Genomic DNA, 24,378 nt, shown 5'->3' with positions numbered 1-24,378 from the left:
GGGCCAGTCATTCCTGTGGGATCTGCGCGCGTACGCCTTGGCGCATGGCTCGATATCGCGTCGTACAAACAAAGCGGTCGCGCGCGCCTGCAACAGGCGTTACTGGCCAAAAACAAACGGAGCGAGCACAGCTCGCGATGCGCCGCGCGGGCGGCGCTCGATCGCGCAGGCGCCCTAAAAACCAAGACTTGCCCCCGCCAGCCCCACCAACAACTCAAACCCTTTCAAAAGGCCCCATGTACCCGCACCACCACTCCCAGAAACGCGCAGCCTTCTTCACACAAAACCGTCGGATAGCGCGTATTCAGTGGCCTGAGCATCTTGTCTCCACCCTCTTCGACCAACTGCCGCAATACCGCCGGGCGCCCCGGCTGCCGTGCAATGACCAACCTGCCGGGCTGTGCCTCCAGCCCGGTATCCACCAGCACGCGCATGCCCTCGGGCACGCTCTTGCCACTGGCCGCGTTCATCGAGTCGTTTTCCACCACCAGCCAGAACGCATTGCCGGCAGGCATATAGTCCGTCTGCTCATGGGACGTGCTCGTTTCAGGCAATGGCCCCTGCAGGTCAGCCCAACTCAGCACCGGGAAGCGGAAGCTGGCATAGAGCAGCGCCTCGGCTGAAACCGGCTGCTCGGCCGTATAGAGCCCTTGCGCTTCACGCACGATGTCGCGCTCGACCACCATGACCTGGGCTTCCAGAAACACCAGCCCAAGCTTCTCCAGCTTTTCATTGATGGTTTCCAGCGTCGGCCGACGCGTGCCACGCAGCCAATGCCCCACGCCCCCCTGCGTCATGCCCAGGCGCTCGGCCAGTTGGAGCTGACTGAGGTTATGTTCGCGCTTGTAGCGCTTGAGAAATGCGTTCCAGTTTTCCATGAGCGGCAACAATACGGACTGTATTAACCGCTGCAATACACAATCTGAATTATTTATTTGGCACTACATAGTACAGCTTGACCTATTCTGTGATTCCAGTGTGCTTGAAGGGAAATCAGCAGGTATTGCCATGAAACCATCGAAAAACGACGAAACAGATCTCGACAGCGAAGCCGCACGCCGCGCGCTCGACTACTACCTCAACCCCAACCCGCCACGGCCTACCCTGGACAACAGGATCTGGACCCTGCACGAGGGCGTAACCGGCGACCAGGCCCAGGAACACGCCATCGCCCTGCTGCGCTGCGCTGCGGCCACCGCCCAGGAAACCGCTACACACCAGCACGGCAGTCAGCGCGAACTGACCTTCGCGTTGATGCACATGATGGACATGGCTCGCGCACTGCTGGAGCACAAACGCACCGAGTGACCGGGTTTAAAGAGAAGAAAGAAGGGAGAGAACGTGATAGCCAGGTAACGGCAAATGCCCCGATTGCCGGGACAAGGGAGCGCATCGGTAAAAATTTTTTACCGAATTAGCGAAAATTCATTTGACTGCCAAATGATAACGATTATTATTGCACTCAGCTGATCGCGAGATCTGCTGGATAACCTGAAAGCTTAGGTCGCTCTCAGATTATCTCCTCATCAGGCTAATCACGGTTTTTGACCCGGCTTTTTGCCGGGTCTTTTTTTTGGCTCTTCAGGCTAATGAAGATCGTGATGGCGCGCATGATAGCAAAGGTGTTTCAGGGCGTGAACGCTCGTTACAAAACTTTGCGGAATCAGCACTTGAGAATCAATCTCGTTTAATCTACGCTGACCACGCATCACGGAAGATGCCCCCTCCTCCCCTTTATAGAGCAAGGAGCTGTCCATGACCCGTCTGCTGCTGCCCCTTGAGCACCCCACTCCTGCTACCGAGCATGATGCCGACGATGCCCTGCTGCATGCACTGAAGCGGCTACCACGGCGCGTACAGCAAGTATTCCTGCTTAACCGCCTCGATCAGCTGGACTTCGCCAGCATTGCTGTGCGCCTTGACCTGCCACTGGCGAGTATCGAGCGCAACATGGGCCAGGCGCTGCAAGCCGGCCGCTCGCGCCGGGATGTGCTGGCGAGCGTGGCCGGGCAATGGTATGTGCGCCTGCAGAGCCCACAGGTGACGGTGTGCGAGCGTATCGACTTCCGCCGCTGGCTGGATGCCGATACGGCAAACTTGCAGGCGTTTCACGATACGGAACTGCGGTGGCGCAGCCTGCTGGCGCCGGCACGCCAATTGGGCCATGACGGCTGGTATCGGCAAGGCCGGGCGGCGCTGTCGCTGGGCGGCTGCTCGGTTGCGGTCGGGCTGGGTGTGGCGGCGTTGGTACTGGTTGGGTTCTGGGCTTGATCAGCGCTTCAGCATGCCTGTACGTCCCTGCCCCTGAGCATGCACCGTGCGCATGCCCGACTTCAGTTGCTCGATAGCCTGGGTACAGACATGCCGTGCCTGGGCTCGCTCTTCGTTTTGCACCGCCTCCTGCCTACATGACAGGCACATCCGCCTGTTCGGCCAACGCCACCCTGACTGGCTGTTGCAACAACCCTCGGGGCAACCGAAAACCTTTGAACGGTTGTTGAGTAATTGGGTTGAAGGCCTTTTCCGCGTTCAGCCGGTAGCGCATCACACCATCACCTGTTTTGAAGCTCAGGTCCACGCTGGTTGCCGTACGCCCATTGAGCGCACCGCGGCTCAGCAGGCGAAACATCGACCAAGGCCCTCGATACTCCAGGCTGCTGCTATTGCCGTTCTGCCTGAGCAGGGTCAGGTTGCTGCGCACGTGTTGCCCCAAGGTATTGGGCCAGACAATACCGGTGATCTGGCTTGGGCCGTGGGTGTAGGAAATCAGCTGGCCATCCAGATCCAGCAGGCTGGTGCGTTGATTTGCACTAAGCCCCAACGGCTCGATACTGAACTGCACGCTGAGGTTACCGCGCTGATCAAAGAACGTTTCGCGGATGCGATCGGCCCGTTCCAGCTGCTCGATCACATCGGTACGGATCAGGGATCGCCCCTGCAAACCATCCTGCAAGGCTTCCAGATTGTCCTTGAGGAAAAGCTTCAGATATTGATCCTGGAACTGCTGCAGTCGCCCCTTCGGCCCGAAGAACGCCTCAAAGTCTTCCAGCGAAGCGTCGGGTGCCCTGACTACGAAAGGGTAGCGCTCTGCCAGGCGCTGCTGGAAGAAGCTGTAGACTTCAGCATCCCATCGCCGCTCCAGCTCGCGCAGCGCTTCAACGTTCAGCACCTGCGCCGTTTGATCTGCCACCTTTCTAACGTGATGATTGATTGGCTCCGGCAAGCCAGTGGCAACGCGTTGCAAGGTGCCGATGGGGTCGTGCCCGGTCATTGAAAAGCGTTGATGCACTGCGTGCAGCGCAGCCTTGCCTCGGTCTGGGCTACCCTGTACCGCCTTGGCATAGTCGTGGACGGCGACTATGGCTGCGTGGGTTTCATCGTAGTAGCTCGGTTTTTCGCCTGCAGCGTGCAACATGGCGCTCAAGCCTGCAAACGCCCGCTGGATGACCAGCGCCTGTTGTTGCTCAGGCTTGCTGTTAACCGAAACAGGCGAAGGGGCCTCATCCGCCACGCCAACATTAACCGGTGATAACAGCGAACTGTTGTCGCGAACCGTCTCCAGCAATCGGTGCAACGGCGCCGCTGGCCCGGCCAACTGTTCAAGGATCGTGACGCCATGATCCAGGTCTCGAAAATCCGCCACGGAGAATGCGTTCAAGGCGCGGCGCCAGCTGTCGATGTAGTCGGCGCTGTACAGGTTGCGCAGGCGCTCGTTCAGCGCAGCCTGGTCGGCATCGGAGTAATCCAGTTGAGCACGTTCCCCCAGTACCCACTGGTCGATCATGGCCATTTCCGTAAAGCGCTGACTACGCGGTTCAAAGTACTCCTTGAAGCCTTTGGCGGTGAGCATTGGCGCCAGCAAAACACCATTGTCGCCCTGGCTCGAGCCGGAAGACAGCTGGTAAACGACATCGAACGCAGGCCCCACCTGATGACGCAGGTCCAGACCGGTATGCAACTGTTCCTGGGCCTGCTGCTTCAGGCCCGCATACACGCGTTGTGGCAACGGCACCTTACGCAATGTCTGCTGCACGTGGCTGACACGCTGGCGATACTGCGGCAGGTCGGTATCCGCGTAGGCCAGCGCATACTTCAGGTGCCGCATGAGGTCTCGTTGCAGCTGCCCCTGGCCGGGGAAGGCCTGTTGCCATTGTTGCGCCATCCAGTCCTCGACCCATTCCGCTCGACGGTTCCGGCGATCCTCAAGCATCCGGTAAACCCGGAGCGCGGTCATTTGCTGCTCGCTGCCGGGGGGCGCCGCATCCATGGCCTCGATCACGCCGCTGGCCAACGCAGGCAAGAAGCGCCTGGACAACAAGCTGAGGTACGCCTCATCCACGGTCGGCCCGATGGTACGGCCCTGGTACAGCCCCAGATCAGCAACACCCGGCCACGCAGCGCGGTAGTCGCCAAACACTGCTACCGCATCGCGGATCTGGTCCAGCGGCTCCAGCAAGTTGCGCCCGGTCGGGTCCAGACGCTGATCCACTTCGTGATGGCTGTACTCCCGGCTCTTGGCCAGCACGCTGGCGGCCTTGACGCCATTGATGTCGAAGTAACGATGCCAGCTGGCGATGGCGACGCAGAAGGCCAGAACGCCTACAGAAGAACCCACCCACAGCAGTTGGCGCTTGCGCCGAGCCACCCTGACGTTATCGCCGGCAAGGCCGGCCTCTTTGTAGATGACCCGTCCAAAGGCCTGTTGAATGAAGTAGGCCAACGCCTTGCCCTGCGCCTTGCCCTCAACCAAGGGGAGGCTGGTCTTGTAAGGCTGCGCCGCCTCACGGACAAAGGCGTTGCGCACGTCACCGTGCTGGACGACTGACGACCAATACACACCGCGCACCAGCGCCGGGGTGGTGAAACGGTCACTTGCCAAGGTCTCGCGCAGAAAGCCCAACAGTACTGGGCGCAACCCGAGCAACTGCCTATGCAGTGAGTAGAGACGTGAACGCAACGCAGGGCTACCCGGCACGTCCAGCTGATCGATCACCTGCTCGAACAGCTGCTCCAGCAACCGATCGTAATGTTCGCCATACTCGCCTAGCCAAGCGTCGAAGGTATCGACCGCATCCAGCTTGAACGTGAATCCAAACAGGCTGTTGCGCTTGGCGGCCGAAAGCTTGCTGTAGAATTGGTCGAAGCCGTCCAGCAGATCGAATTTGCTCAACACGACATAAAGCGGCAAGCGCGAGCCCAACTGGCTGCTCACCTCGTAAAGACGTGTGCGCAGCAGGTGGGCAAGGGCCGTGCGTTGCTCGACGGTACCGTGCAGTAGCGCAGGCAGGTCGACAACCAGCACCAGGCCGTTGAGGGCTCTCTGGCTTCGATTGCGCTGCAGCCAATCCAGCAGATGCTGCCACAAGTTGGCTTGGGTTCCAGGCGGTACCGAGGACTCAGCGTCACTGGAGCCACTGCTCAGCGAATCTACGGGACCGTTCTGGCTGATAAAGGTACCGGGCGGGTCGATGATCACCGCATCATTGCTGATCCACCATCCCACGGGGTAGGCGAGCGCCTGCGCAGGCCGGCCTCGTGCCTGGGCCTTGTCGATGCGGGTCAACGAGAAACTTTGATCGGTGCAGTCAATAAAGCTGCTCTTGCCGGCCTGCCTGGCGCCCAGCACGAGGTACCACGGCAATCGGTACAGCGCGCGACGCCCACCGGCATTGTCCAGGTAGCGTGCGAGCGCTTGGCTCAACCCCTTCTCTTGTGCGTGAACGAACGGTAGCGCCGGGTCCGCCTCGGCGTCCATTGCCTGCTGACGTTCTGCTTGCAAGCGGCGAAAGCGCGTTCTCAACACGACCAGCCAGCACAACAGCGCCATCAACAAGAGCACCAGGCTGGCCACACTACGATGCACCACACTGGCCAACGGCTGCTGATCGCGCCACGTCCATTGCGGGCCGAGCCACCAGATGGCAACCAGCATCAGCACAGCGCCAAGCCCAAGTAGCAGCGGCATTGCCAGACCGATACGGGTCATCAGCGGCCAGCCCCAACGTTTGAGGTACTTCCAGAGTTGATTCATCGAGGCTCCTGCTCCTTGTTCCGATCGGCCAGCACGTGGGAGGAAGCGTATTGTTGAAGCCGCCGGAATACCTCGGGCTCCCAGTCGCTGGCGGTGGTTTGCTGCATCGTTCGCGCGACCCCGGCGCACAGGTCCTGGGCTAACCAGGACACGCCTCGTGCGGCCAACAGGTCAGCTGCGATGACGGTGGTATGACAGCGCTCGCGAGGGGCTCGAAAATCTGCCTGCATCCCCTGCAGCCTTAGCAACACCGGTTCTACGCCGCCGCTTTCCAGCTGGCTGACCAGTTCTTCGCGAAGGCTGGCGAACTCTTGGGAGGCTGCCGCTTGCTCGGACTGCCCGTCTGCCCCTTTGAGCCAGGCCAGGCATTGGTCGTCGACAAACACCTGACCGTCGCTGAAGCACAGCTGCTGCAGCGCAGGCATGCGCAGCACGAAACGAGCGGTCGCCGCACGGATGGCCTCAGCCACTTCGCCCATCGCCAGCCGCGACGCGGCGGTTGCGGCAAGAAAGCTGCCGCGAATCCAGAAGGGAGAAGCCGTCACACTTTTTTCAACTCGCTGGAGCAACGCCGCGTCGATTACGGTGCCGGCGATGGCATCCTCGTAGTCACTGGCAATATCCCGTGGTACTGCCATCAACTCTGTACGGCTGCCCTGCCGGGTTTGCGGTGCGGCCTGAATGTGGGCCCACAGGCCGAAGCGACGCAGTTGATAGCCGGTAGGGTCGTACGGGTCCTGCTGGTTGATCAGCTCGGCCATGCTCAACATGGCTCGGCGCGTCTCGCGCTCGTTACCGATCGACATGCGGGGTTTTGGCGTGGCGATGACATCAGCCTGCGGCGCAGGTTGCGGGCTCTCCACCGGCGCCTTGGGCGCATCGCGCTCGCCAATACCATTGGCAAGCGCCGTGTGTTTGTGCAACAGGCGCTCCAGCTCACCCAGAACAGCCGGGTCAAGCTGGGCAGCTTGCTGCTGACACATCAAACGGGCCAATGCACGCTTCGCCGCTGCGGCGTGAGCCGCGGTGTACGTGAAACGATCAAGGCGCGGCAGCGCATCGATCAAGCGATTGAACAACAGGCCAACGATCTTGCGCTTGGTCAGGAAGCCTTTCGGGCCAGGCGTTGGATGAGCGGTTTCCCAATAGTTGTCGATCATTCCGCCCAGCAACGCCAAGGTGAACCCCCAGCGCTCCCAACAGCCACTGCGCAGCCACGCAACGCTCAAGTGCGCGACGATCCGCAGATGCTTGCACTGTCGCTCCAGGTACTGAGCAGAGGCCTCCTCGATATAGTTCCAGTCGATAGACGCTTCCTGCAGCCCACCCAGCTTGACCATCTCCTGGTCAATGGCCTGGTAGGTTTCGTCTTCCACATCGAACAGTCCCGCCGGCACCTGGGTATCGATGGGTGCGAGCAACCGTGTGACTTCTTGCGCCTCGACCTCAGCTACCAGCGACATGTCTTGCGAGCCTCGTCGATAAGCGGGTCCAACCCCTGAGCGTCAAAAACGAGTCCATCAACGGCAGGGTTGTCGCTCTCTACGTGAATGCGATGGGCCCCGATCAATTGCCTGATCTGCTCGATACCCGGCAAGCCTCTGCCGGCGTCGAGCACTTGGCCGTTTTCCATCACTTGCCACGGTGTGGGTACAGTAGCGCCCCGCTCCCCTAGCAACCGTACCTGCACTCGGCTGGCATCGACGGGTTGGGCGGTGACCAGTTGCAACCTCGAGATGTTCTGCACGCAGCTGATGATCAGGTAGGGGTGCGGTGCAACTGAAGCAATCGCAGGGGCAGAGATCATGAGCCCGCCTTCTTCAGAGCGGAGGCGAAACCTCAAGTCCTCGGGCGCCCGCCCCGTCTCATGGATCAATACGCGACGCACCGTGGGTGCCTCCAGCTCCTGCGCTGACCACTGTCGGTGCGGCGTGAATCCCGGCGTACCCGCCGCCTGATCGAAACACGCCAGGCGCTCGATATTGGACACGATCCGTGAGCAGTCCTGTGATGCGCGGGTTAAGGCAGGCATTAACAAAAACAGTAATGAAAGTCCGACGCCACCTGCATAACGAATAATCATCTCACCTTAACTCTCCCGCTCAATAGCACACATACACGAGCATTAACCCGGCCACCCCAACAACAAAAAAAGGCTAGTACACAAACTCACCATTATTCAAGAAATTATTTTGTTACATATTAGAACTCGACGCTCGGCGATTATCAAGCGCATGGTTTTTAAGCAACTCACAACTCAAACTCCAGGCATCATGTTTACCCCATGTTTAACACACAAGCCTTACTTGTAGGAAACGTCCTACATATAAAACCCACACTGGGAAATATATATAACCATGACTAAATCCTCAGGCTCCGTTGCACCCAAAGAACGCATCAACATCAAATATGTGCCCGCCACCGGTGACGAGCAGGCCGAGGTAGAGCTGCCGCACAAGATGATGGTGCTGGGCGACTTCGGCCTCGATGACAGCCGCTCCCTCGAAGACCGTCAGGTCATGCGCATCGATAAACACACCTTCAACAACGTGTTGAATGACGCCGATGTGAGCCTGGCCATGTCGGTGCCCTCCGCGCTTGACGCTACTCCGGATGCAGAGCTGGCAGTCAACCTGCAATTCAAGTCCATCCAGGACTTCGGCCCAGATCGCATCGCACGCCAGGTGCCCGAGCTGAACAAGCTGCTGCAGTTGCGTGAAGCGCTGGTTGCCCTGAAAGGCCCGCTGGGCAACGTGCCCACCTTCCGCAAACAGCTGCAGCAGCTTCTGAACGACGCGCATGCCCGCAAGCAACTCGCGCAAGAACTCGACCTGGTGCTTGAAGCGCCAAAAGCAGACTGAGACAACGGAGCGTCCCCATGCCAAAGCCAAGCACAACTGTCACTGTTGAAACACAGGCCGAAACACTGAGCAATGCCACCTTGCTCGACCAGATCATGGCAGAGACCAAGTTGGTTCCCACACAAGAGGGTTACCAAGTGGCCAGGCAGGGTGTATCCGCCTTCATTGCCGAAATTCTAAAAAACAATGACCCAGATCAATTGATCAACAAACACCGCGTCGACCAGATGATTGCCGAGCTGGATCGGGTCCTCAGCAAGCAGATGGATGCCATTCTGCATGAACCCGCGTTCCAGCAACTTGAATCCTCGTGGCGCAGCCTCAAACTTCTGGTCGACCGCACGGACTTTCGCGAGAATATCAAGCTCGAAGTCTTGCACGTCAGCAAGGAAGACTTGCTCGATGATTTCGAGAACGCCGCCGACATTACCTGCAGTGGTATTTACAAACACGTCTATACCGCCGGTTACGGCCAGTTCGGTGGCGAGCCGGTCGCGGCAATGATTGGCAACTACAACTTCGGCCCCTCTTCGCCTGATATCAAACTGTTGAGCTACATGGCGTCGGTCGGTGCCATGTCGCATGCGCCCTTCATTGCGGCACCCTCCCCAGAGTTTTTCAACCTGAGCAGCTTCGAAGAGCTACCCAATCTGAAGGAAATCAAAGACATCTTCGCCGGCCCAAGGCATGCCAAGTGGCGCGCGTTCCGCGAGAGCGAAGATGCCCGCCACACCGCGCTGACCGGGCCGCGCTTCATGCTGCGCTCCGCCTACCATCACCAGGACCAGCCGATCAGCAGCTTCAATTACGATGAGAACATCAACGGCCGGCACGACAATTACCTGTGGGGCAGCTCAGCCTTCCTGTTAGCCAGCTGCATCAACGACAGCTTTGCCCGCTACCGCTGGTGCCCCAACATCATCGGCCCGCAATCGGGTGGTGCCGTCGAAGACCTGCCGGTGCATCTGTACGAATCGCTGGGGCAGCTGCAGGCCAAGATCCCTACCGAGGTACTGATTTCCGACCGCAAGGAATTCGAGCTGGCCGAAGAGGGCTTTATCGCCCTGACCATGCGCAAGGACAGCGACAACGCCGCGTTCTTCTCAGCCAACTCGGTGCAGAAGCCGAAAAACTTCCCCAAGACACCCGAAGGCCTGCAGGCACAGACCAACTACAAGCTCGGCACCCAACTGCCCTACCTGTTCATCGTCAATCGCCTGGCCCACTACATCAAGGTGTTGCAGCGCGAGCAGATCGGCAGCTGGAAGGAGCGACGCGACCTTGAGTCCGAACTCAACAAATGGATCAAGCAATACGTCGCCGACCAGGAAAACCCTTCGGCCGATGTGCGCAGCCGTCGGCCGCTGCGTGCTGCCAGGGTCGAGGTCTCGGACGTGGCGGGTGATCCGGGCTGGTACCAGGTCTCGCTCGCCGTGCGCCCGCACTTCAAGTACATGGGCGCGAACTTCGAAATTTCCCTGGTAGGCCGGCTCGACACGCAATGAGTGGTTTCTTCGATCGCTTGATGGCGGACCCGTCCGCCATCCGGGAGCCGTCTCGCCAGGAAAACGCTTCGCACAAGTTCGCGGCCATAAAGCGCCACCTCGAAACGTTGCTGAACGCTCGCCAAGGCTGCTCCCAGAGCAGCCCCGAGCTGGGCCTGCGCGACTTCAATGGGCATGACGTCAGCAGCGGCGACCTGCTGCAGCAAGTGAGCGCCGATATCCGCCGTACCCTCCAGCGCTTTGAACCGCGCATCCACGTGCGCGCGCTCAAAGCGGTACCCGATTGTCACGCCCCGTTGGAACTGCATTTCAGGCTCGACTGCCAGGTGCAGGTCAACAACCAGGCAGAGCAGTTGCAGCTGGAGCTGCTGGTAAACGGACACAACCGCTACACCCGAGTGAGGTGACCCATGTCACTGAAGGACAGATTCAGCGAAGAACTGCGTTACCTGCACGAGTTGGGAAACGACTTCGCCAAGGACAACCCCCAGCTTGCCCGGCTGCTAGGCAAGGCGGGCAGCGACCCCGATGTCGAGCGGTTGATGGAAGCCTTTGCGTTTCTAACGGCCAAACTTCGGCTGAAGCTGGAAGATGACCTGCCAGAACTCACCCACCCCATGCTGCAGATACTGTGGCCCAACTACCTGCGCCCGTTGCCCAGCGCCACGATTATCCGATTCTCGCCACGCAAACAATCGCTCAGCCAGTCACAGCACATTCCCAAAGGTGCAAGGTTGTTCTCGAAACCCGTCGACGGCGTGCCCTGCGAGTTTCGTACCTGCACGGGAGTGAGCCTTCATCCATTTGAAATCAGCGCCGTCAGCGCAACCCAGACACTCGACAGTTCTGTGGTTCGCATCGGCCTGCAAACCTTGGTCGAACGGCCACTGAATACGTTGGGCTGCACGCGCCTGGATTTCCACCTGAGCGGCGACAACCGCACCGCTCTGACGCTTTATCTATGGATCTCTCAATACCTCAAACACGTCAGCGTGATCATGAACGGCGAGGTGCGCCGGCTACCGGCCAACAGCATCGGGTTCCCAGGTTTCAGCCCTGAGGAGGCCTTGCTGCCCTACCCGCAAAACGTGTTCGATGGCTACCGGATTCTGCAGGAATACTTCGTGTTCCCGAAGCGCTTCCACTTCTTCAGCATTACCGGCCTGGAAAAGCTATGGCCGGCACAAGCCTGCCAGCAGGTGGGCATCGAGTTGCATTTCACGCGTCAACTGCCAGAACCCCTGCGCGTTGGCTCAGAAGATTTCAGCTTGTTCTGCACCCCGGCGGTCAACCTGTTCAAGCACAGTGCCGAGCCCATCGACCTGGCCAGCGAGGCTGCCCAGGTAGAGCTGAAGCCCAGAAGCGAGGCGCAGTCCGCTTACGAAATCTTCAGTGTCGACGAAGTCATCAGCACCCGAACGACCACTGACGGAAGTACCGGGGAGCACCTGCGGACTTTTCGCCCTTTCGAATCGTTCGCCCACGAAATCGAGCATGCCCAAGGCCGCACGGCGCTCTACTACCGCTACCAACTCGAAGAGTCCCTGCGCGGCGATGGCGTGACCCACCGCATCGCCTTCGTGCGCGCCGATGCCAACAACTATATAGGCGAGCTTGAAACTGCATCCATCGACCTGACCTGCACCAACAGGGACTTGCCGCTGGCGCTGGCCGTGGATGACATCAACGTCCTCACCGAAGTCACGCCGCCCCTGGCGACCTATACCAACATCTGCGCCCCCACCCGCCCCTACCGGCCCGTGCTGGATGGCCAGTTGCAGTGGGCGTTGATCTCCAACATGTCGCTCAACTACCTGTCGCTGCTGTCGGTCGAGCCGCTCAAGGCGGTTATTCGCACCTACGACTTCGCGGCGTTGCACGACATCCAGCAAGCGCGCACTACCCACAAACGCCTCGACGGTATTCGCGAGATCTACACACAGCCCATGGACTGGCTGATCAAGGGGCAACCCATTCGCGGCCTGCACACCCGGCTGAAACTGGACCAGACCGCCTTCCTCTGCGAAGGCGACCTCTACCTGTTCGGCTGCGTGCTCGCGCACTTCTTCGCCCTGTACGCCAGCATCAATTCCTTCCATCAACTGGAAGTGATCAACACCACCAACAACGAGCACTACACATGGCCCATCCAGACCGGCAAGCAACCGCTGATCTAGCCGACAAGCTGCTCGCCAACGCGCACCAGTACAACTTCTTCCAGTTGCTGGAGCGGTTGCATGGCCTGCACGGCGACGACCTGGAACCGCGTTGGGCGGATGAGGCCACCCGGCTGCGCGTACGGCTGGCCTGCGACCCGCGCCTGACCTTTCCCGTCGCTGATGTGTACAAGGCCGAGCGAATGCCCGGGGAGGATGAGCGCTATCGCGTGTGCACCACGTTCATGGGGCTGCACGGTACCGACTCGCCCTTGCCCACCTATTACCTTGAACAGGTGGCCTATGAACATGCCCAAGGTGTAGGCGTGCGGCCGGCCTTCTTCGACTTCTTCAACCACTACCTGCTCAGCCTGCTGTACCGAATCTGGCGCAAGTACCGCTATTACATCCGTTTTCAACCCGGTGCGCGCGACGGGTTCTCCCAGTACATGTTTGCCCTGCTCGGGCTGAACGACAAACAGCTGCGCGGCGACACGACACTGCCCTGGAGCCGCCTGCTCAGCTTTGCCGGGGTTATCGCCAGCCGCAGCCGCGCACCGGGTACCGTCGCCGGCATCATCGCCCACTGCTTCGATCTGACGCACGTGCAGATCCGCGAATTCGAGACGCGCTCGGTCACCACCAACAGCAAACAGCTTGTAAGCCTCATGGATCGCACTCGTATCACTACGACGCCCATGGCCGCTTGCGTGAAAGCATCAATGCCCGGGGTGAACACACCCACTTCCGCTACGACGCACGTGGTTATCTGGTCGAAAGCGAACGCCCGGACGGCCGCATTGACCGCTATGAGGTCGATGTTGCCGGTCAGCTGACGCGCTATATCGACCCTGCACAGAAAACCCTGCAATTTCGCTACGACCCCAGCGGCCGTTTGGTCGAACGCACGGACGCCATGGGCTACAGCGTGAAGTTCCGCTACGACGCCTATGGTCGACTACTGCAACTCACCAACGAGAATGACGAGTCATACCGCTTCGGCTGGGACGAACTGGACCGGCTGGTGGCACAAAAAGACCTGGATGGCAGTGGCCGCCTCTATGCCTACAACGTGCTGGATGAGGTCGTTCGTCTTACCCATGTGCCCTCGCCTGACGAGCAGCCGCCGCTGTCTGACAACGCCCCGCCGACACGGACGACTGCCATCCGCCACGACTTCGAGCGGGACGCCATCGGCCGGCTTGTCAGCAAGCGCACCGAAGATGGCACCACCGACTACCGCTACGACGCGGCCGACAATCTGCTGTCCATCACCTTCACTGACAACAAAGGAGAAAAACAGCAACTCGACTACACCTACGACGCCAACGGGCAACTGCTCAGCGAAACCAACAGCGCTGGCTTGCTGCAGTACCGCTACGACGAACTGGGCAACCTGCAGACGCTAGTCCTGCCCGACCAACGCGAACTCAACCACCTGTACTACGGCAGCGGGCACCTGCACCAGATCAACCTGAACGGCCGGGTGATCAGCGATTTCGAGCGCGATGCGGTGCACGACGAGGTCCTGCGCACCCAGGGCAAACTGGTCACCCGCACACGCTACGACACCAGCGGTCGCCTGGCCGGCAAGGCTATTCACTACCGCGACGCCCCGGTTGAAGTGCTGCCGCTGCTGGACAAGGCCTATCGTTACGATGCCAGCGACAACCTGATTGCCGAGGTACTCACCCAAACACAGCGCCGAGGGATGTCCAACGCCGCCAATGACGAAAACGCGCATCTTGAACAAATCATCGGCCGCTTTCATGACCTACCCCACACGGGCAAGACTTATTCGGGACACAACCGTTACGGCTACGACCTCAAAAGCATCAATGCCCGGGGTAAACACACCCACTTCCGCTACGACGCACGTGGTTATCTGGTCGAAAGCGAACGCCCGGACGGTCGCATTGATCGTTATGAAATTGATGTCGCTGGTCAACTGACGCGCTATATCGACCCTGCCCAGAAAACCCTGCAATTTCGCTACGACCCCAGTGACCGTTTGGTCGAAACCGGGGCAAATAGCCGAGATATAAAATTCAGGCATAAAAAAAGAGGCCTTGAAGGCCTCTTCTTTTTGATCCTAGCGACGCACTGAGGATCGAATTTGGAGCGGGAAACGAGACTCGAACTCGCGACCCCGACCTTGGCAAGGTCGTGCTCTACCAACTGAGCTATTCCCGCGTCGTGATGGGTGCCATTCTAGCGATTTCTAAAACAGCGTCAACCCCTTGATTCAAAAAACTTTTATTTTTTTTCCGAACCTTCGCGCAGGTGCGGCCAGGCGGCCAACAGGTAGTGCACCATCGACCACAGCGTCAGCCCCGCAGCCACCAGCAGCAGCCCGTAGCCCAGGATCACCCAGAACGTTACCGCTGGCGGGTTGCCCAGCAGGATCACCAGCGCCAGCATCTGCGCCGCAGTCTTCCACTTACCGAGGTTGGACACCGCCACATGTGCTCGCGCCCCTAGCTCAGCCATCCACTCGCGCAGCGCAGACACCACGATCTCGCGACCGATGATGACCGCCGCCGGCAGGGTCAGCCAGAAGTTGGCGTGGGTCTGCACCAGCAGCACCAGGGCCACTGCCACCATCAGCTTGTCAGCCACCGGGTCGAGGAAGGCGCCGAACGGCGTGCTCTGCTGCAGTCGACGCGCCAGGTAGCCGTCCAGCCAATCGGTGGCGGCGGCAACCGCGAATACGCTGCTGGCAGCCATGTAGCTCCACTCATAGGGCATATAGAAGAGCAGAATGAAGCACGGAATGAGCAGGACGCGTAGAACGGTGAGCAGGTTTGGAATATTCATCGGTACGACTGGCCGCAAGTTGAGCCCGGCATTCTACTCGCTATGCAGGCTGGCATAAATTGATTCGGCAAGCTTTTTACTGATGCCGGGGGCTTTGGCGATTTCATCGATACTGGCGCGGTTGAGCTCCTGCAAGCCGCCGAAATGTTTCAGCAGATCGCGGCGGCGCTTGGGCCCTACCCCAGCCACATCTTCAAGGCTGGAGACTCGACGGGCCTTGCCACGGCGGGCACGGTGGCCGGTGATAGCGAAGCGGTGGGCTTCGTCGCGGATCTGCTGGATCAGGTGCAAGGCCGATGAATCGCCCTTGAGGGTGAATTCGTGATGCACATCGTTCAGGTACAGGGTTTCGAAACCCGCCTTGCGTGTGACGCCCTTGGCCACACCGAGCAGGGTCAGGTCGGTGAAGCCCAGCTCCTGCATCACATCGCGGGCCATGTTCAGCTGGCCCTTGCCACCGTCCACCAGCAGCACGTCGGGCAACTTGCCCTCACCGTCCTTGATGCGCCCATAGCGGCGGGTCAGGGCCTGATGCATGGCCGCATAATCGTCACCTGCGGTGACGCCTTCGATGTTGAAGCGGCGGTAGTCGGACTTGATCGGCCCTTCAGGGCCGAACACCACGCAACTGGCCACGGTAGCTTCACCACTGGAGTGGCTGATGTCGTAGCATTCCAGGCGTTGCGGCACTTCGTCCAGGCCCAGCACTTCGGCCAGGGCCTCGAAGCGCGCAGCCATGTGCTGGCGGTTGGCCAGGCGGGCATTCAGCGCCTGCTCGGCATTGGTCACTGCCAGTTGTTGCCAGCGGGCGCGGGTACCACGCACCCGGTGGCTGATGGTCAGTTCGCGGCCACGCAGCGTGTGCAGTGCTTCGGTGATGGCATTGAAGTCTTCGTGAACAACGTTGACGATCAACTCACCGGGCAGCTCGCGCTCTGCGTTGCCCAAGTAGTACTGGGACAGGAATGCGGCCATGACCTCGGCCACCTCCTCCTCGATGCCCACCTGCGGGAAGAAGTTCTTGCTGCCCAGTACTCGCCCGCCGCGCACGCTGATCAGGTGCACACAGGCACCACCCGGGTTGACGAAGGCGGCGATGACGTCGACATCACCGCTGCCGCCCTCGATGTACTGCTGGTCCTGCACGCGGCGCAACAAGGCGATCTGGTCGCGCAGCTCGGCAGCTTTTTCGAAATCGAGGGCCATGGCGGCCTTCTCCATCTCGGCGTTCAACTCATTGCCCAGTTGCTGGCTACGCCCTTCCAGAAACATCACCGAATGGCGCACGTCCTCTGCGTATTCCTCGGCAGTCACCAGGTCGGTGCAGGGCCCTTTGCAACGTTTTATCTGGTATTGCAGGCAGGGTCGGGTGCGGTTGGCGTAGTAGCTATCTTCGCACTGACGCACTGAAAAAGCCTTTTGCAGCAGGCTGAGGCTTTCGCGAATGGCCCCGGCGCTGGGGTACGGGCCAAAATAACGGCCCTTGGCCTTTTTCGCCCCCCGGTGAATGCCCAGCCGCGGAAACTCGCCATCGGACAGAAACACGTAGGGGTAGGACTTATCGTCGCGCAGCAGGATGTTGTACGGCGGCCGCCATTCCTTGATCAGGTTCTGCTCCAGCAGCAACGCCTCGGTTTCGTTGGCGGTGATGGTGGTTTCAACCTGGGCGATGCGCGCAACCAGCGCGGCGGTCTTGGGCGCAAGGCCAGTCTTGCGGAAATAGCTGGCCAGGCGCTTCTTCAGGTTCTTGGCCTTGCCCACGTAAAGCAGCCGGGCTTCGCCGTCGAACATCCGGTAAACGCCCGGGCGACCGCTGCAGGTCGCCAGGAATGCGCTGGCATCAAAGACTTGGGACATGAGGTTTTACAGGCTTGCGTCAACCATACCGTGGCGAACGGCCAGCAAGGTCAATTCGACGTCGCTGGTGACCGAGAGTTTTTCAAAGATCCGATAACGGTAAGTATTGACGGTCTTGGGCGAGAGGCACAACTTGTCGGAGATGATCTGCACTTTCTGGCAGCCGACGATCATCAGGGCAATCTGGATTTCCCGTTCGGACAACGCGTCGAACGGAGAGCCCTGCGGCTGGAACGGTTTCAGCGCCAGCTGCTGGGCGATCTGCGGGCTGATATAGCGCTGGCCGGCAAAGGCCAGACGAATGGCCTGGACCATTTCGTCAAGGCCCGCACCCTTGGTCAGGTAACCGGCAGCGCCGGCCTGCAACAAGCGTGTGGGGAACGGGTCTTCCTCGCACACAGTCACCGCCACTACCTTGATGTCAGGGTGGCTGCGCAGCAGTTTTCGGGTAGCCTCCAAGCCGCCGATGCCGGGCATTTTTACATCCATCAGCACAACGTCCGGCTTCAGCTCCCGGGCCAGTTTCAGTGCCGACTCGCCCGAGTCTCCCTCACCCACCACCTGCAGGCCGTCGATGTCGGCCAACATCCGTGTAATACCGGTTCGTACCAGATCGTGATCATCGACCACTAAGACCCTAATCAAGCACACACCTCGTCAGCAGGGCGATTGGATCCCGCCACCTTAACAAAATTTTTCACGGTGGGCCTAACGCATTGCATCCTTCAGAAACGACTGACGTTCGACGGTGAGAGGCCTCACGATTTGCCGGGGCTTGGCGTCGTTGGCCAACCGCCCCAAAAGGTGCAAGAGCGCCGCCTGATCGTCCAACGGTAATTCCCGAAAAGCCCCCAGCAAACCGGACTCATCCGCGCTCAAACCTTCGAGCGCTGTCGGGGTGCGCAGGCCGCTGAGTACGTACTGCGCATCCACCCCCCTGGCCGCCAATGCCGCCAGGTAATCGACCCGCGGTGTGCGTTCACCGCTTTCGTACTTGCCCTGAGCGTTGGGCTCGACCCCACCGATATCGCCAAATACACGCTGGGTCATACCTAGCCGCTCACGCTCTTCCCGCAGCCGCGGACCGATTCCGTTCATAGAGGCTTCTCCTTTTCCCTAATATCCTCAACACGGTCTACCCGCCTGCAGGCAGCCGTAAACGTTTGGATCCACTATGCCCATGCGCTGCGGTCGCGACAAGCCATCATTTAGCTACTATGTTGATATCTCGCTGCATCCTTACAAAGCATTCGTCTTCACCCATCTCGACGAAGCCGTGACGCTGGTACAGCAGGCGGGCCGGGTTGCTGCGGAACACCATCAGCCGCAACAAGGGAAGGCGCCGCTGACTGGCCCATAGCGCCAGTTCTTCCAGCACCCAGCTACCGACGCCTCGCCCACGGTGTTCAGGCAACAGGTGCAACTCGCGGATGAACAGTGCCTGGCGGTCCTGGCTGAGGCTGCAAAAACCCAACAGGGTGTCGTCTTCGATCACCAGCCACTGCTCGCGCCAGCCCCAGGCTGCGTCGAAGGCTTCTTCGATCCACAGCAGGTCGTATTCACGGTAGTAGGGCAACATGGCGCGGCGCGTAAGGTCGCGGGCGAAGGTGCAGTGGATGTCTTGGGCGGGAATCAACTGTAAGGGCATCGCATCGCGCTCATTGGGCATAACAAACTGGCGAACTGCCAGGGCCACACCGGTCCAGTTCGCTTTCCAACCAGACGGCCAGCACCCGGGCATTGTTGTGCTCGCTGTCCTTGCCGGCATACAGCAATGTCAGCGTCCCCTTCCTGGCCATGTCCAGCAGCGGATACCAGTGCTCGGGGTGGGCCGCCAGCGCTTGCTGATAAAGCTGGGTAAAACCGGCAAAATCCACGTCCCCCTGGTGGAAACCCTTACGCAATTCATTCGAAGGTGCCACTTCGCGCAACCACTGCCCATGGAGGTCTTCCTTGCGTTTGTTGCGCGGCCACAGGCGGTCGACCAGTACACGCTGGCCATCTTCATCTCCAACCGCATCATAGACACGCTTGCAGCGAATCATGGGCGTCTCCTGCCATTACCGTCTGTCTTGAGCCTAGATAATTCATTGACCGAGGTCACGGCCGGGTTACGAATTGTTTCTATGCTCAAGGCCTTCGGCATTATCGCCCAACGCCAACCGGAGCCCCCATGGCAACCCCGTCAGTGGCCAGCAGCCCACTACTGGCCCAACACGACGCCCGCCCGCAGCTCTCCCACAAGCCTGGGCGTGCCACCTTAACGTTGTTCTTCAGCCTGCTGCTGGCTGGTATCGCCTACACCGCCTGGAGCCTCAAGCAGGATGTGACCGCAAGCGGTACGGTCATCACCACGGCCACACCGTTCCTTCTGCTGGGCCTGGCGCTGCTGATTGCCCTGGGCTTCGAGTTCGTCAACGGCTTCCACGACACCGCCAACGCGGTAGCCACAGTGATATACACCCATTCGTTGCCAGCGCCGGTCGCGGTGGTGTGGTCTGGGCTGTGCAACTTCCTGGGCGTGCTTTTCTCCAGTGGCGCGGTGGCGTTCGGCATCATCGCCCTGCTACCGGTAGAGCTGATTCTGCAGGTCGGCTCTTCGGCCGGCTTTGCCATGGTTTTCGCCCTGCTGCTGGCGGCGATCATCTGGAACCTTGGCACCTGGTGGCTGGGCCTGCCGGCATCGTCCTCGCACACCCTGATTGGCTCGATCATCGGCGTGGGCGTGGCCAATGCGCTGATGCATGGGCGAGACGGCACCAGCGGCGTGGATTGGGCCCAGGCCAGCAAGGTGGGTTATGCCCTGCTGTTCTCACCGCTGATCGGTTTTGCTTGCGCAGCCCTGTTGCTGCTGGCCCTGCGCGCGCTGGTCAAACGCAAGGCCCTGTACCAGGCACCGGAAGGCCAGACACCGCCACCGTGGTGGATCCGCAGCCTACTGATTCTGACCTGCACCGGGGTATCGTTTGCCCACGGCTCCAACGACGGCCAGAAAGGCATGGGGCTGATCATGCTGATTCTGGTCGGCACCCTGCCAATGGCTTACGCGCTGAACAAGACCATGCCCAACGAGCAGGCTCTGCAGTTCTCCGCTGTCGCCGAGGTAACGCGCCAGGCACTGGTACGCAGCGCCCCGCAAGCGGCCCCGGCTGACCCGCGCCAAGTACTGACCCTGTTCATTGCCGAACCCAAGGCCAGCCCGCACCTGGCACCAGCACTGGCGGCGCTGACCGGGATGATCGGCGAAGAGGTCAAAGGCTATGGCTCGCTCAAGCGCATACCGGCTGAAGCCATGGCCAACGTGCGCAATGACATGTACCTGACCAGTGAAGCCATTCGCCTCATGGAGAAAAACCACCTGGTGACATTCGATGCCGACACCCGCAGCCAAGTGCAGCTGTTCAAGGCCCAGCTGGACGACGCCACCCGGTATATTCCGCTGTGGGTGAAGGTGGCTGTAGCCATCGCGCTGGGGCTGGGGACCATGGTTGGCTGGCGACGTATTGTGGTCACCGTTGGCGAGAAGATCGGCAAGACCCACCTCAGCTATGCCCAAGGCGCATCGGCCGAAGTGGTGGCGATGTGCACCATTGGCGCAGCAGATATGTTCGGGCTGCCGGTGTCGACCACGCATGTGCTGAGTTCGGGGGTGGCCGGGGCCATGGTGGCCAATGGGTCGGGGATTCAGAAGCGCACGTTGTTCAATCTGCTGATAGCCTGGGTGCTGACCTTGCCAGCGGCAATGCTGTTGGCTGGCAGCCTGTACTGGCTGCTGAACCACATCTTCTGAACCCGTACGCTGTCTTCTGTGGGGCGGCCTTGCATCGCGAAAGGGCCGCAAAGCGGCCCCACGATTTCTCCCGATTATCGATGTGCGTCCGCCACCGTCTAGGAGCGCAGACCTTTCAATGTTTGAGCAGGGAGTGGGCCTGTCACTCTAGAGACATCCCCAGCCGCTGACCATCACCGACCACTCATCAGCGTTAACAGCTCAGGCCTGGCCGTGAGCCTTGAGCTTGAGCTTTTCGGTATCGACGCGGACAAACACGGAGTCGGCGGTCACAGTCAGTACATCCTCTGCCCAGACTTCGCAGATGACCCGGCTCTTGCGCCCCACTTCACCTTCGACACGCGCCTTGAGCAACAGCTCTACACCCATCGGTGTAGGTTTCAGGTAGGTCAGGTTGAGCGTGCCGGTAACGCAGTCGATACGTGGCAGGCTGCCCGGCTCGCGGCCTTCGTTACGGTAGTGGTAGGCCATCGCCGTCCAGTTGGAGTGGCAGTCGACCAGCATCGCCAGCAGGCCACCGTAAACCAGGCCAGGCCAGCCGATGAAGGTGCTGTCGGGCGAGTGTCGGCACACCAGGTGAACACCGTCGGCGTCCCAGTGGCTTTGCAGGTGCAGGCCGCTGGGGTGGGAACAGCCGCAGCCGTAGCAGGTACCCTCAGGCGCCGCGAGGGCTTGAAGGGAAAGTGTGTGATCAGTCATACGCTTCCTGTGCTTGTTGGAATGGGGGCGCGCAACGCCCCCATTAAAGCAGAAACATCAGGCCGTCTGGGCAACCATCCTGGCACGCCGCTGGGTCAGCGAAACCAGCAGGATGAACCCGGTCACACCTGCGGTCATCAGCGTTTCGTAGCGGTAGGCATCGCTGAACAGCATGTAGCCCAGCACCATGACGATGGTGCCGATCACCAGCCAGGTCAGCCATGGGAACAGCCACATCTTCAGCTCCAGCGGGCGCCCTTCACGCTCGGCACGGGCACGCATGCGCAGCTGCGACACGGCAATGACCAGGTACACCAGCAAGGCGATGGCGCCAGTGGTCGACAGCAGGAAGCCAAACACCTTGCCCGGGAACACGTAGTTGACGAAGCAGCCTGCAAAACCTGCCAGGGTGGAGAAGATCACCGCCACGGTCGGCACGCCGGAACCGGAGATGCGCTTGGTCACGCTAAGCGCCTGACCACGCGCGCCAAGCGAATAGAGCATGCGCGACGCGGTGTAGAGCCCCGAGTTCATGCAACTTGTCACCGCCACCAGCACCACTAGGTCAACCAGCAGCTTGGCGCCCGGCACGTTCAGCACTTCCAGTACACGCTGGAACGACCCTACCGCTTTCAGCCCGGGGTCGTTCCAGGCCACCAGCGACACCACCAGGAAGATCGACGCCAGGTAGAAGATGGCGATGCGGTACACCACTAGGTTGGTGGCGCGGCGAATCTTGTCTTTCGGGTTGGCGGTTTCGTCAGCCGCGATGGTGACGATTTCGGCACCGAAGAACGAGAAGATGGTGATCAGCACGCCCCCAAGCACCGTCCCGAACCCATTGGGCATGAAACCACCGCTGTCCCACAGCCGGCTGACCCCGGACACCTCCGCCAGCGGCCAGAAGCCGAACACCGCCAAGGTGCAGACCACGATGAAGCCAATGATCGCGACCACTTTGACCAGCGCGAACCAGTACTCGAAGGCACCGAAGTTCTTCACGCTGACCAGGTTGGTGCAGGACAGCACCAGCATGATCAGGAAAGCGAACAGCCAGGAAGGCACGCCAGGGAAGTAGGCATGCAGGATGTCAGCACCGGCAATGGCTTCCACCGGAATGATCAACACCCAGAACCACCAGTACAACCAGCCGATGGTAAAGCCCGCCCAAGGGCCAATGGCTTCCGAGGCGTAGGTGGAAAATGAGCCGCTGTTGGGGTTTGCGATGGCCATTTCACCCAGCATGCGCATCACCAGCAAGACCAGCAGGCCAGTCATGGCGTAGGAGATGAGGATGGCCGGGCCGGCGGTGGCAATGGCGTTGGAGGACCCGATGAACAACCCGGCGCCGATGATGCCGGCAATGGAGATCATGGAAACCTGACGGGAAGTCAGGCCGTGCTGCAGTGAGCGCTGTTTCTTGTTGTCTTGCGAAGCCATGAAGACCCCTCGAATGGGTCGGCCGCAGCAAAGCGGCTGAAGGTCTGAGCAGAATTCTTATAAATTTCTGATGTGTGTTGTTGTTGTTTTGCAGATGACGGAAGCGGGTATTGACCTCCTCTTCGCATGACCGGTTGTAATCGTTGATCCAGGTCAGTATTAATCTATAGGCCGGGGTCAACAAACGACCTTTTCGAACCACATAATTCCTTTATGGAATGAACTCCTTCCTTTTTTGCTCGGTATTCGCCCGTCATGTCCAAACGCCTGATGCCTTCGACCACCGCCCTTCAGTGCTTCGAAGCGGCCGCTCGCCACCTCAGCTTCACCCGCGCGGCCCAGGAACTGCACCTGACCCAGAGCGCCGTCAGCAAGCAGGTCGCGCAGCTTGAGGACATGCTCTCGCACTCGCTGTTCCAGCGCATTCGCCGGCGCCTGCACCTGACCCCGGCCGGCGCGCTGTACCTCACCGAAGTGAACAAGATCCTCACCCAGATCGACATATCCAGCCGCTACATCCTCAGCTACGGCGACGAAACCGAAGTGCTGCGCATCGCCACCCAGCCGACCTTCGGCGCCCGCTGGCTGGTGCCCAGGCTCAAGGGTTTTGGTGACCGCTACCCACGCATTCACCTGGATGTGCGCAACGAGCTGGAGCCATTCGACCTGGTTCAGGCCAAGGCTGACGTCGCCTTTTTCTTCGGCCAGGGCACCTGGCCCGGGGCAACCTGCATCGAGTTGTTCAGCGAAGAAGTGGTGCCCGTGTGCAGCCCGCAGCTGCTGGCCAGCCACCGTTTCGACAGCGCCCAGGCGCTGACTGAGCACCGGCTGTTGCAATGCGTGTCACGGCCGGAGGCCTGGCATGAGTGGTTCCTGGGGCTTGGGCTGCATAGCCAGAACAGCTACCACGGGCCGCGCTTCGACACGTTCTACCTGTGCATCCGCGCTGCAATCTCCGGCTGCGGCATAGCCCTGATTCCCCGCTATCTGGTGGCCGAAGAGCTGAGTGAGGGCAAGCTGGTGGTGGCCTGGGACCACCCTGTGGCAAGCAACGGTAGGCACTTCATTGCGCATGCCGAGCATGCGGCCGAAGTGCCCAAGATCAGGGCCTTTGTGCAGTGGATCCGGGAGCGGGTGGCAGAGGGGGATTGATTTGACCTGCCCCGGCCTCAGGTAGGAGCGGGCTTGCCCGCGAAGAGGCCGGCACAGCCAACCCAAAAAA

The 24,378-nt window shown here is 60.3% G+C and carries 22 protein-coding genes, 1 tRNA gene and 1 pseudogene; 10 read left to right on the top strand and 14 right to left on the bottom strand.

Annotation, left to right across the window (positions count from 1 at the left end; all coding sequences use genetic code 11):
- Positions 1-224: 224 nt before the first annotated feature.
- Entirely contained in the window at positions 225-878 is a 654-nt protein-coding gene (locus ACF8EA_RS17455) for a LexA family transcriptional regulator (protein ID WP_003251326.1), read from the bottom strand.
- Between the two features lie 130 nt (positions 879-1,008).
- Here ACF8EA_RS17455 and ACF8EA_RS17450 point away from each other — a divergent pair, with 130 nt between their 5' ends.
- Both ACF8EA_RS17450 and ACF8EA_RS17445 read left to right on the top strand, forming a co-directional pair.
- Positions 1,009-1,308: a DUF6124 family protein gene (locus ACF8EA_RS17450; protein WP_003251328.1), complete on the top strand. Its 300-nt coding sequence runs from the start codon at positions 1,009-1,011 to the stop codon at positions 1,306-1,308.
- A 447-nt stretch (positions 1,309-1,755) separates the two neighbouring features.
- The gene (locus tag ACF8EA_RS17445; RefSeq protein WP_176682232.1) at positions 1,756-2,271 is read left to right on the top strand and encodes a DUF4880 domain-containing protein; all 516 of its coding nucleotides are present in this window, start codon (positions 1,756-1,758) and stop codon (positions 2,269-2,271) included.
- Here ACF8EA_RS17445 and ACF8EA_RS17440 read toward each other — a convergent pair whose 3' ends face one another.
- From ACF8EA_RS17440 to vasI, 4 genes are read right to left on the bottom strand one after another with little or no spacing between them, the layout of a single operon-like run.
- Positions 2,272-2,394 (bottom strand): hypothetical protein, encoded by a 123-nt coding sequence (locus ACF8EA_RS17440; protein ID WP_258035630.1) that lies wholly within the window; start codon positions 2,392-2,394, stop codon positions 2,272-2,274.
- 10 nt (positions 2,395-2,404) lie between these two features.
- Positions 2,405-6,031, bottom strand: coding sequence for a type VI secretion system membrane subunit TssM (gene tssM, locus ACF8EA_RS17435; RefSeq protein WP_392522755.1), 3,627 nt, complete (start codon positions 6,029-6,031; stop codon positions 2,405-2,407).
- Positions 6,028-7,494 (bottom strand): type VI secretion system protein TssA, encoded by a 1,467-nt coding sequence (gene tssA / locus ACF8EA_RS17430; protein ID WP_392522753.1) that lies wholly within the window; start codon positions 7,492-7,494, stop codon positions 6,028-6,030. The genes tssM and tssA overlap by 4 nt, the downstream gene beginning before the upstream one ends.
- Complete coding sequence (gene vasI / locus ACF8EA_RS17425) at positions 7,482-8,114, bottom strand: type VI secretion system-associated protein VasI (RefSeq protein ID WP_172402870.1); 633 nt, start codon at positions 8,112-8,114, stop codon at positions 7,482-7,484. The genes tssA and vasI overlap by 13 nt, the downstream gene beginning before the upstream one ends.
- Before the next feature lie 274 nt (positions 8,115-8,388).
- Here vasI and tssB point away from each other — a divergent pair, with 274 nt between their 5' ends.
- The 6 genes and pseudogenes from tssB (at position 8,389) to ACF8EA_RS17395 (ending at position 14,660) form a co-directional block, all read left to right on the top strand.
- Positions 8,389-8,892, top strand: coding sequence for a type VI secretion system contractile sheath small subunit (gene tssB, locus ACF8EA_RS17420; RefSeq protein WP_319298840.1), 504 nt, complete (start codon positions 8,389-8,391; stop codon positions 8,890-8,892).
- Between the two features lie 17 nt (positions 8,893-8,909).
- On the top strand, positions 8,910-10,397 hold the full coding sequence (gene tssC / locus ACF8EA_RS17415; protein WP_392522751.1) for a type VI secretion system contractile sheath large subunit: 1,488 nt from the start codon (positions 8,910-8,912) through the stop codon (positions 10,395-10,397).
- On the top strand, positions 10,394-10,804 hold the full coding sequence (gene tssE, locus ACF8EA_RS17410) for a type VI secretion system baseplate subunit TssE (RefSeq protein WP_319298837.1): 411 nt from the start codon (positions 10,394-10,396) through the stop codon (positions 10,802-10,804). The genes tssC and tssE overlap by 4 nt, the downstream gene beginning before the upstream one ends.
- A 3-nt stretch (positions 10,805-10,807) precedes the next feature.
- On the top strand, positions 10,808-12,574 hold the full coding sequence (gene tssF / locus ACF8EA_RS17405; RefSeq protein WP_392522749.1) for a type VI secretion system baseplate subunit TssF: 1,767 nt from the start codon (positions 10,808-10,810) through the stop codon (positions 12,572-12,574).
- A pseudogene (tssG, locus tag ACF8EA_RS17400) lies at positions 12,538-13,234 on the top strand (type VI secretion system baseplate subunit TssG); the annotation flags it as partial. The gene tssF and the pseudogene tssG, both read left to right, overlap by 37 nt.
- Before the next feature lie 25 nt (positions 13,235-13,259).
- Positions 13,260-14,660: a hypothetical protein gene (locus tag ACF8EA_RS17395; RefSeq protein ID WP_392522747.1), complete on the top strand. Its 1,401-nt coding sequence runs from the start codon at positions 13,260-13,262 to the stop codon at positions 14,658-14,660.
- Between the two features lie 10 nt (positions 14,661-14,670).
- On the opposite strand, the gene ACF8EA_RS17390 is transcribed toward ACF8EA_RS17395, so the two are convergent.
- The 7 genes from ACF8EA_RS17390 to ACF8EA_RS17360 form a co-directional block, all read right to left on the bottom strand.
- Positions 14,671-14,746: transfer RNA gene (locus ACF8EA_RS17390), tRNA-Gly, on the bottom strand.
- A 63-nt stretch (positions 14,747-14,809) separates the two neighbouring features.
- Positions 14,810-15,370, bottom strand: coding sequence for a CDP-diacylglycerol--glycerol-3-phosphate 3-phosphatidyltransferase (gene pgsA / locus ACF8EA_RS17385; protein ID WP_021783204.1), 561 nt, complete (start codon positions 15,368-15,370; stop codon positions 14,810-14,812).
- A gap of 33 nt (positions 15,371-15,403) precedes the next feature.
- Positions 15,404-17,227, bottom strand: coding sequence for an excinuclease ABC subunit UvrC (gene uvrC, locus ACF8EA_RS17380; RefSeq protein ID WP_064493178.1), 1,824 nt, complete (start codon positions 17,225-17,227; stop codon positions 15,404-15,406).
- A 6-nt stretch (positions 17,228-17,233) separates the two neighbouring features.
- Complete coding sequence (uvrY, locus tag ACF8EA_RS17375) at positions 17,234-17,872, bottom strand: UvrY/SirA/GacA family response regulator transcription factor (RefSeq protein WP_003251380.1); 639 nt, start codon at positions 17,870-17,872, stop codon at positions 17,234-17,236.
- A 63-nt stretch (positions 17,873-17,935) separates the two neighbouring features.
- Positions 17,936-18,325 (bottom strand): helix-turn-helix domain-containing protein, encoded by a 390-nt coding sequence (locus ACF8EA_RS17370; protein ID WP_021783206.1) that lies wholly within the window; start codon positions 18,323-18,325, stop codon positions 17,936-17,938.
- Positions 18,326-18,431: 106 nt separating this feature from the next.
- Complete coding sequence (locus tag ACF8EA_RS17365; RefSeq protein WP_392522745.1) at positions 18,432-18,875, bottom strand: GNAT family N-acetyltransferase; 444 nt, start codon at positions 18,873-18,875, stop codon at positions 18,432-18,434.
- A gap of 10 nt (positions 18,876-18,885) precedes the next feature.
- Positions 18,886-19,272: a DUF488 domain-containing protein gene (locus ACF8EA_RS17360; protein WP_392522744.1), complete on the bottom strand. Its 387-nt coding sequence runs from the start codon at positions 19,270-19,272 to the stop codon at positions 18,886-18,888.
- Between the two features lie 128 nt (positions 19,273-19,400).
- Between ACF8EA_RS17360 and ACF8EA_RS17355 the strand changes: the two genes are divergently transcribed.
- Positions 19,401-21,017: an inorganic phosphate transporter gene (locus ACF8EA_RS17355; RefSeq protein WP_392522742.1), complete on the top strand. Its 1,617-nt coding sequence runs from the start codon at positions 19,401-19,403 to the stop codon at positions 21,015-21,017.
- Positions 21,018-21,218: 201 nt separating this feature from the next.
- On the opposite strand, the gene ACF8EA_RS17350 is transcribed toward ACF8EA_RS17355, so the two are convergent.
- Both ACF8EA_RS17350 and ACF8EA_RS17345 read right to left on the bottom strand, forming a co-directional pair.
- Positions 21,219-21,716, bottom strand: a complete 498-nt coding sequence (locus ACF8EA_RS17350) for a PaaI family thioesterase (RefSeq protein WP_003251394.1) — start codon at positions 21,714-21,716, stop codon at positions 21,219-21,221.
- 57 nt (positions 21,717-21,773) lie between these two features.
- Positions 21,774-23,156 (bottom strand): amino acid permease, encoded by a 1,383-nt coding sequence (locus ACF8EA_RS17345; RefSeq protein ID WP_392522740.1) that lies wholly within the window; start codon positions 23,154-23,156, stop codon positions 21,774-21,776.
- A gap of 255 nt (positions 23,157-23,411) precedes the next feature.
- Here ACF8EA_RS17345 and gcvA point away from each other — a divergent pair, with 255 nt between their 5' ends.
- A complete protein-coding gene (gcvA, locus tag ACF8EA_RS17340; protein ID WP_003251398.1) occupies positions 23,412-24,308 on the top strand; it encodes a transcriptional regulator GcvA in 897 nt (298 codons plus the stop codon).
- The last annotated feature ends 70 nt before the right edge of the window (positions 24,309-24,378 follow it).

Source organism: Pseudomonas sp. YQ_5 (assembly GCF_043103305.1).
GTDB lineage: Bacteria > Pseudomonadota > Gammaproteobacteria > Pseudomonadales > Pseudomonadaceae > Aquipseudomonas > Aquipseudomonas putida_Y.
This window is presented reverse-complemented; position numbering and strand designations above follow the sequence as displayed.

What these genes read in the sequence shown, in the direction of transcription:
- ACF8EA_RS17455 (WP_003251326.1), bottom strand. Translation starts at nt 878, where the DNA reads ATGGAAAACTGGAACGCATTTCTCAAGCGCTACAAGCGCGAACATAAC.
- ACF8EA_RS17450 (WP_003251328.1), top strand. Translation starts at nt 1,009, where the DNA reads ATGAAACCATCGAAAAACGACGAAACAGATCTCGACAGCGAAGCCGCA.
- ACF8EA_RS17445 (WP_176682232.1), top strand. Translation starts at nt 1,756, where the DNA reads ATGACCCGTCTGCTGCTGCCCCTTGAGCACCCCACTCCTGCTACCGAG.
- tssM (WP_392522755.1), bottom strand. Translation starts at nt 6,031, where the DNA reads ATGAATCAACTCTGGAAGTACCTCAAACGTTGGGGCTGGCCGCTGATG.
- tssA (WP_392522753.1), bottom strand. Translation starts at nt 7,494, where the DNA reads ATGTCGCTGGTAGCTGAGGTCGAGGCGCAAGAAGTCACACGGTTGCTC.
- vasI (WP_172402870.1), bottom strand. Translation starts at nt 8,114, where the DNA reads ATGATTATTCGTTATGCAGGTGGCGTCGGACTTTCATTACTGTTTTTG.
- tssB (WP_319298840.1), top strand. Translation starts at nt 8,389, where the DNA reads ATGACTAAATCCTCAGGCTCCGTTGCACCCAAAGAACGCATCAACATC.
- tssC (WP_392522751.1), top strand. Translation starts at nt 8,910, where the DNA reads ATGCCAAAGCCAAGCACAACTGTCACTGTTGAAACACAGGCCGAAACA.
- tssE (WP_319298837.1), top strand. Translation starts at nt 10,394, where the DNA reads ATGAGTGGTTTCTTCGATCGCTTGATGGCGGACCCGTCCGCCATCCGG.
- tssF (WP_392522749.1), top strand. Translation starts at nt 10,808, where the DNA reads ATGTCACTGAAGGACAGATTCAGCGAAGAACTGCGTTACCTGCACGAG.
- pgsA (WP_021783204.1), bottom strand. Translation starts at nt 15,370, where the DNA reads ATGAATATTCCAAACCTGCTCACCGTTCTACGCGTCCTGCTCATTCCG.
- uvrC (WP_064493178.1), bottom strand. Translation starts at nt 17,227, where the DNA reads ATGTCCCAAGTCTTTGATGCCAGCGCATTCCTGGCGACCTGCAGCGGT.
- ACF8EA_RS17370 (WP_021783206.1), bottom strand. Translation starts at nt 18,325, where the DNA reads ATGAACGGAATCGGTCCGCGGCTGCGGGAAGAGCGTGAGCGGCTAGGT.
- ACF8EA_RS17365 (WP_392522745.1), bottom strand. Translation starts at nt 18,875, where the DNA reads ATGCCCTTACAGTTGATTCCCGCCCAAGACATCCACTGCACCTTCGCC.
- ACF8EA_RS17360 (WP_392522744.1), bottom strand. Translation starts at nt 19,272, where the DNA reads ATGATTCGCTGCAAGCGTGTCTATGATGCGGTTGGAGATGAAGATGGC.
- ACF8EA_RS17355 (WP_392522742.1), top strand. Translation starts at nt 19,401, where the DNA reads ATGGCAACCCCGTCAGTGGCCAGCAGCCCACTACTGGCCCAACACGAC.
- ACF8EA_RS17350 (WP_003251394.1), bottom strand. Translation starts at nt 21,716, where the DNA reads ATGACTGATCACACACTTTCCCTTCAAGCCCTCGCGGCGCCTGAGGGT.
- ACF8EA_RS17345 (WP_392522740.1), bottom strand. Translation starts at nt 23,156, where the DNA reads ATGGCTTCGCAAGACAACAAGAAACAGCGCTCACTGCAGCACGGCCTG.
- gcvA (WP_003251398.1), top strand. Translation starts at nt 23,412, where the DNA reads ATGTCCAAACGCCTGATGCCTTCGACCACCGCCCTTCAGTGCTTCGAA.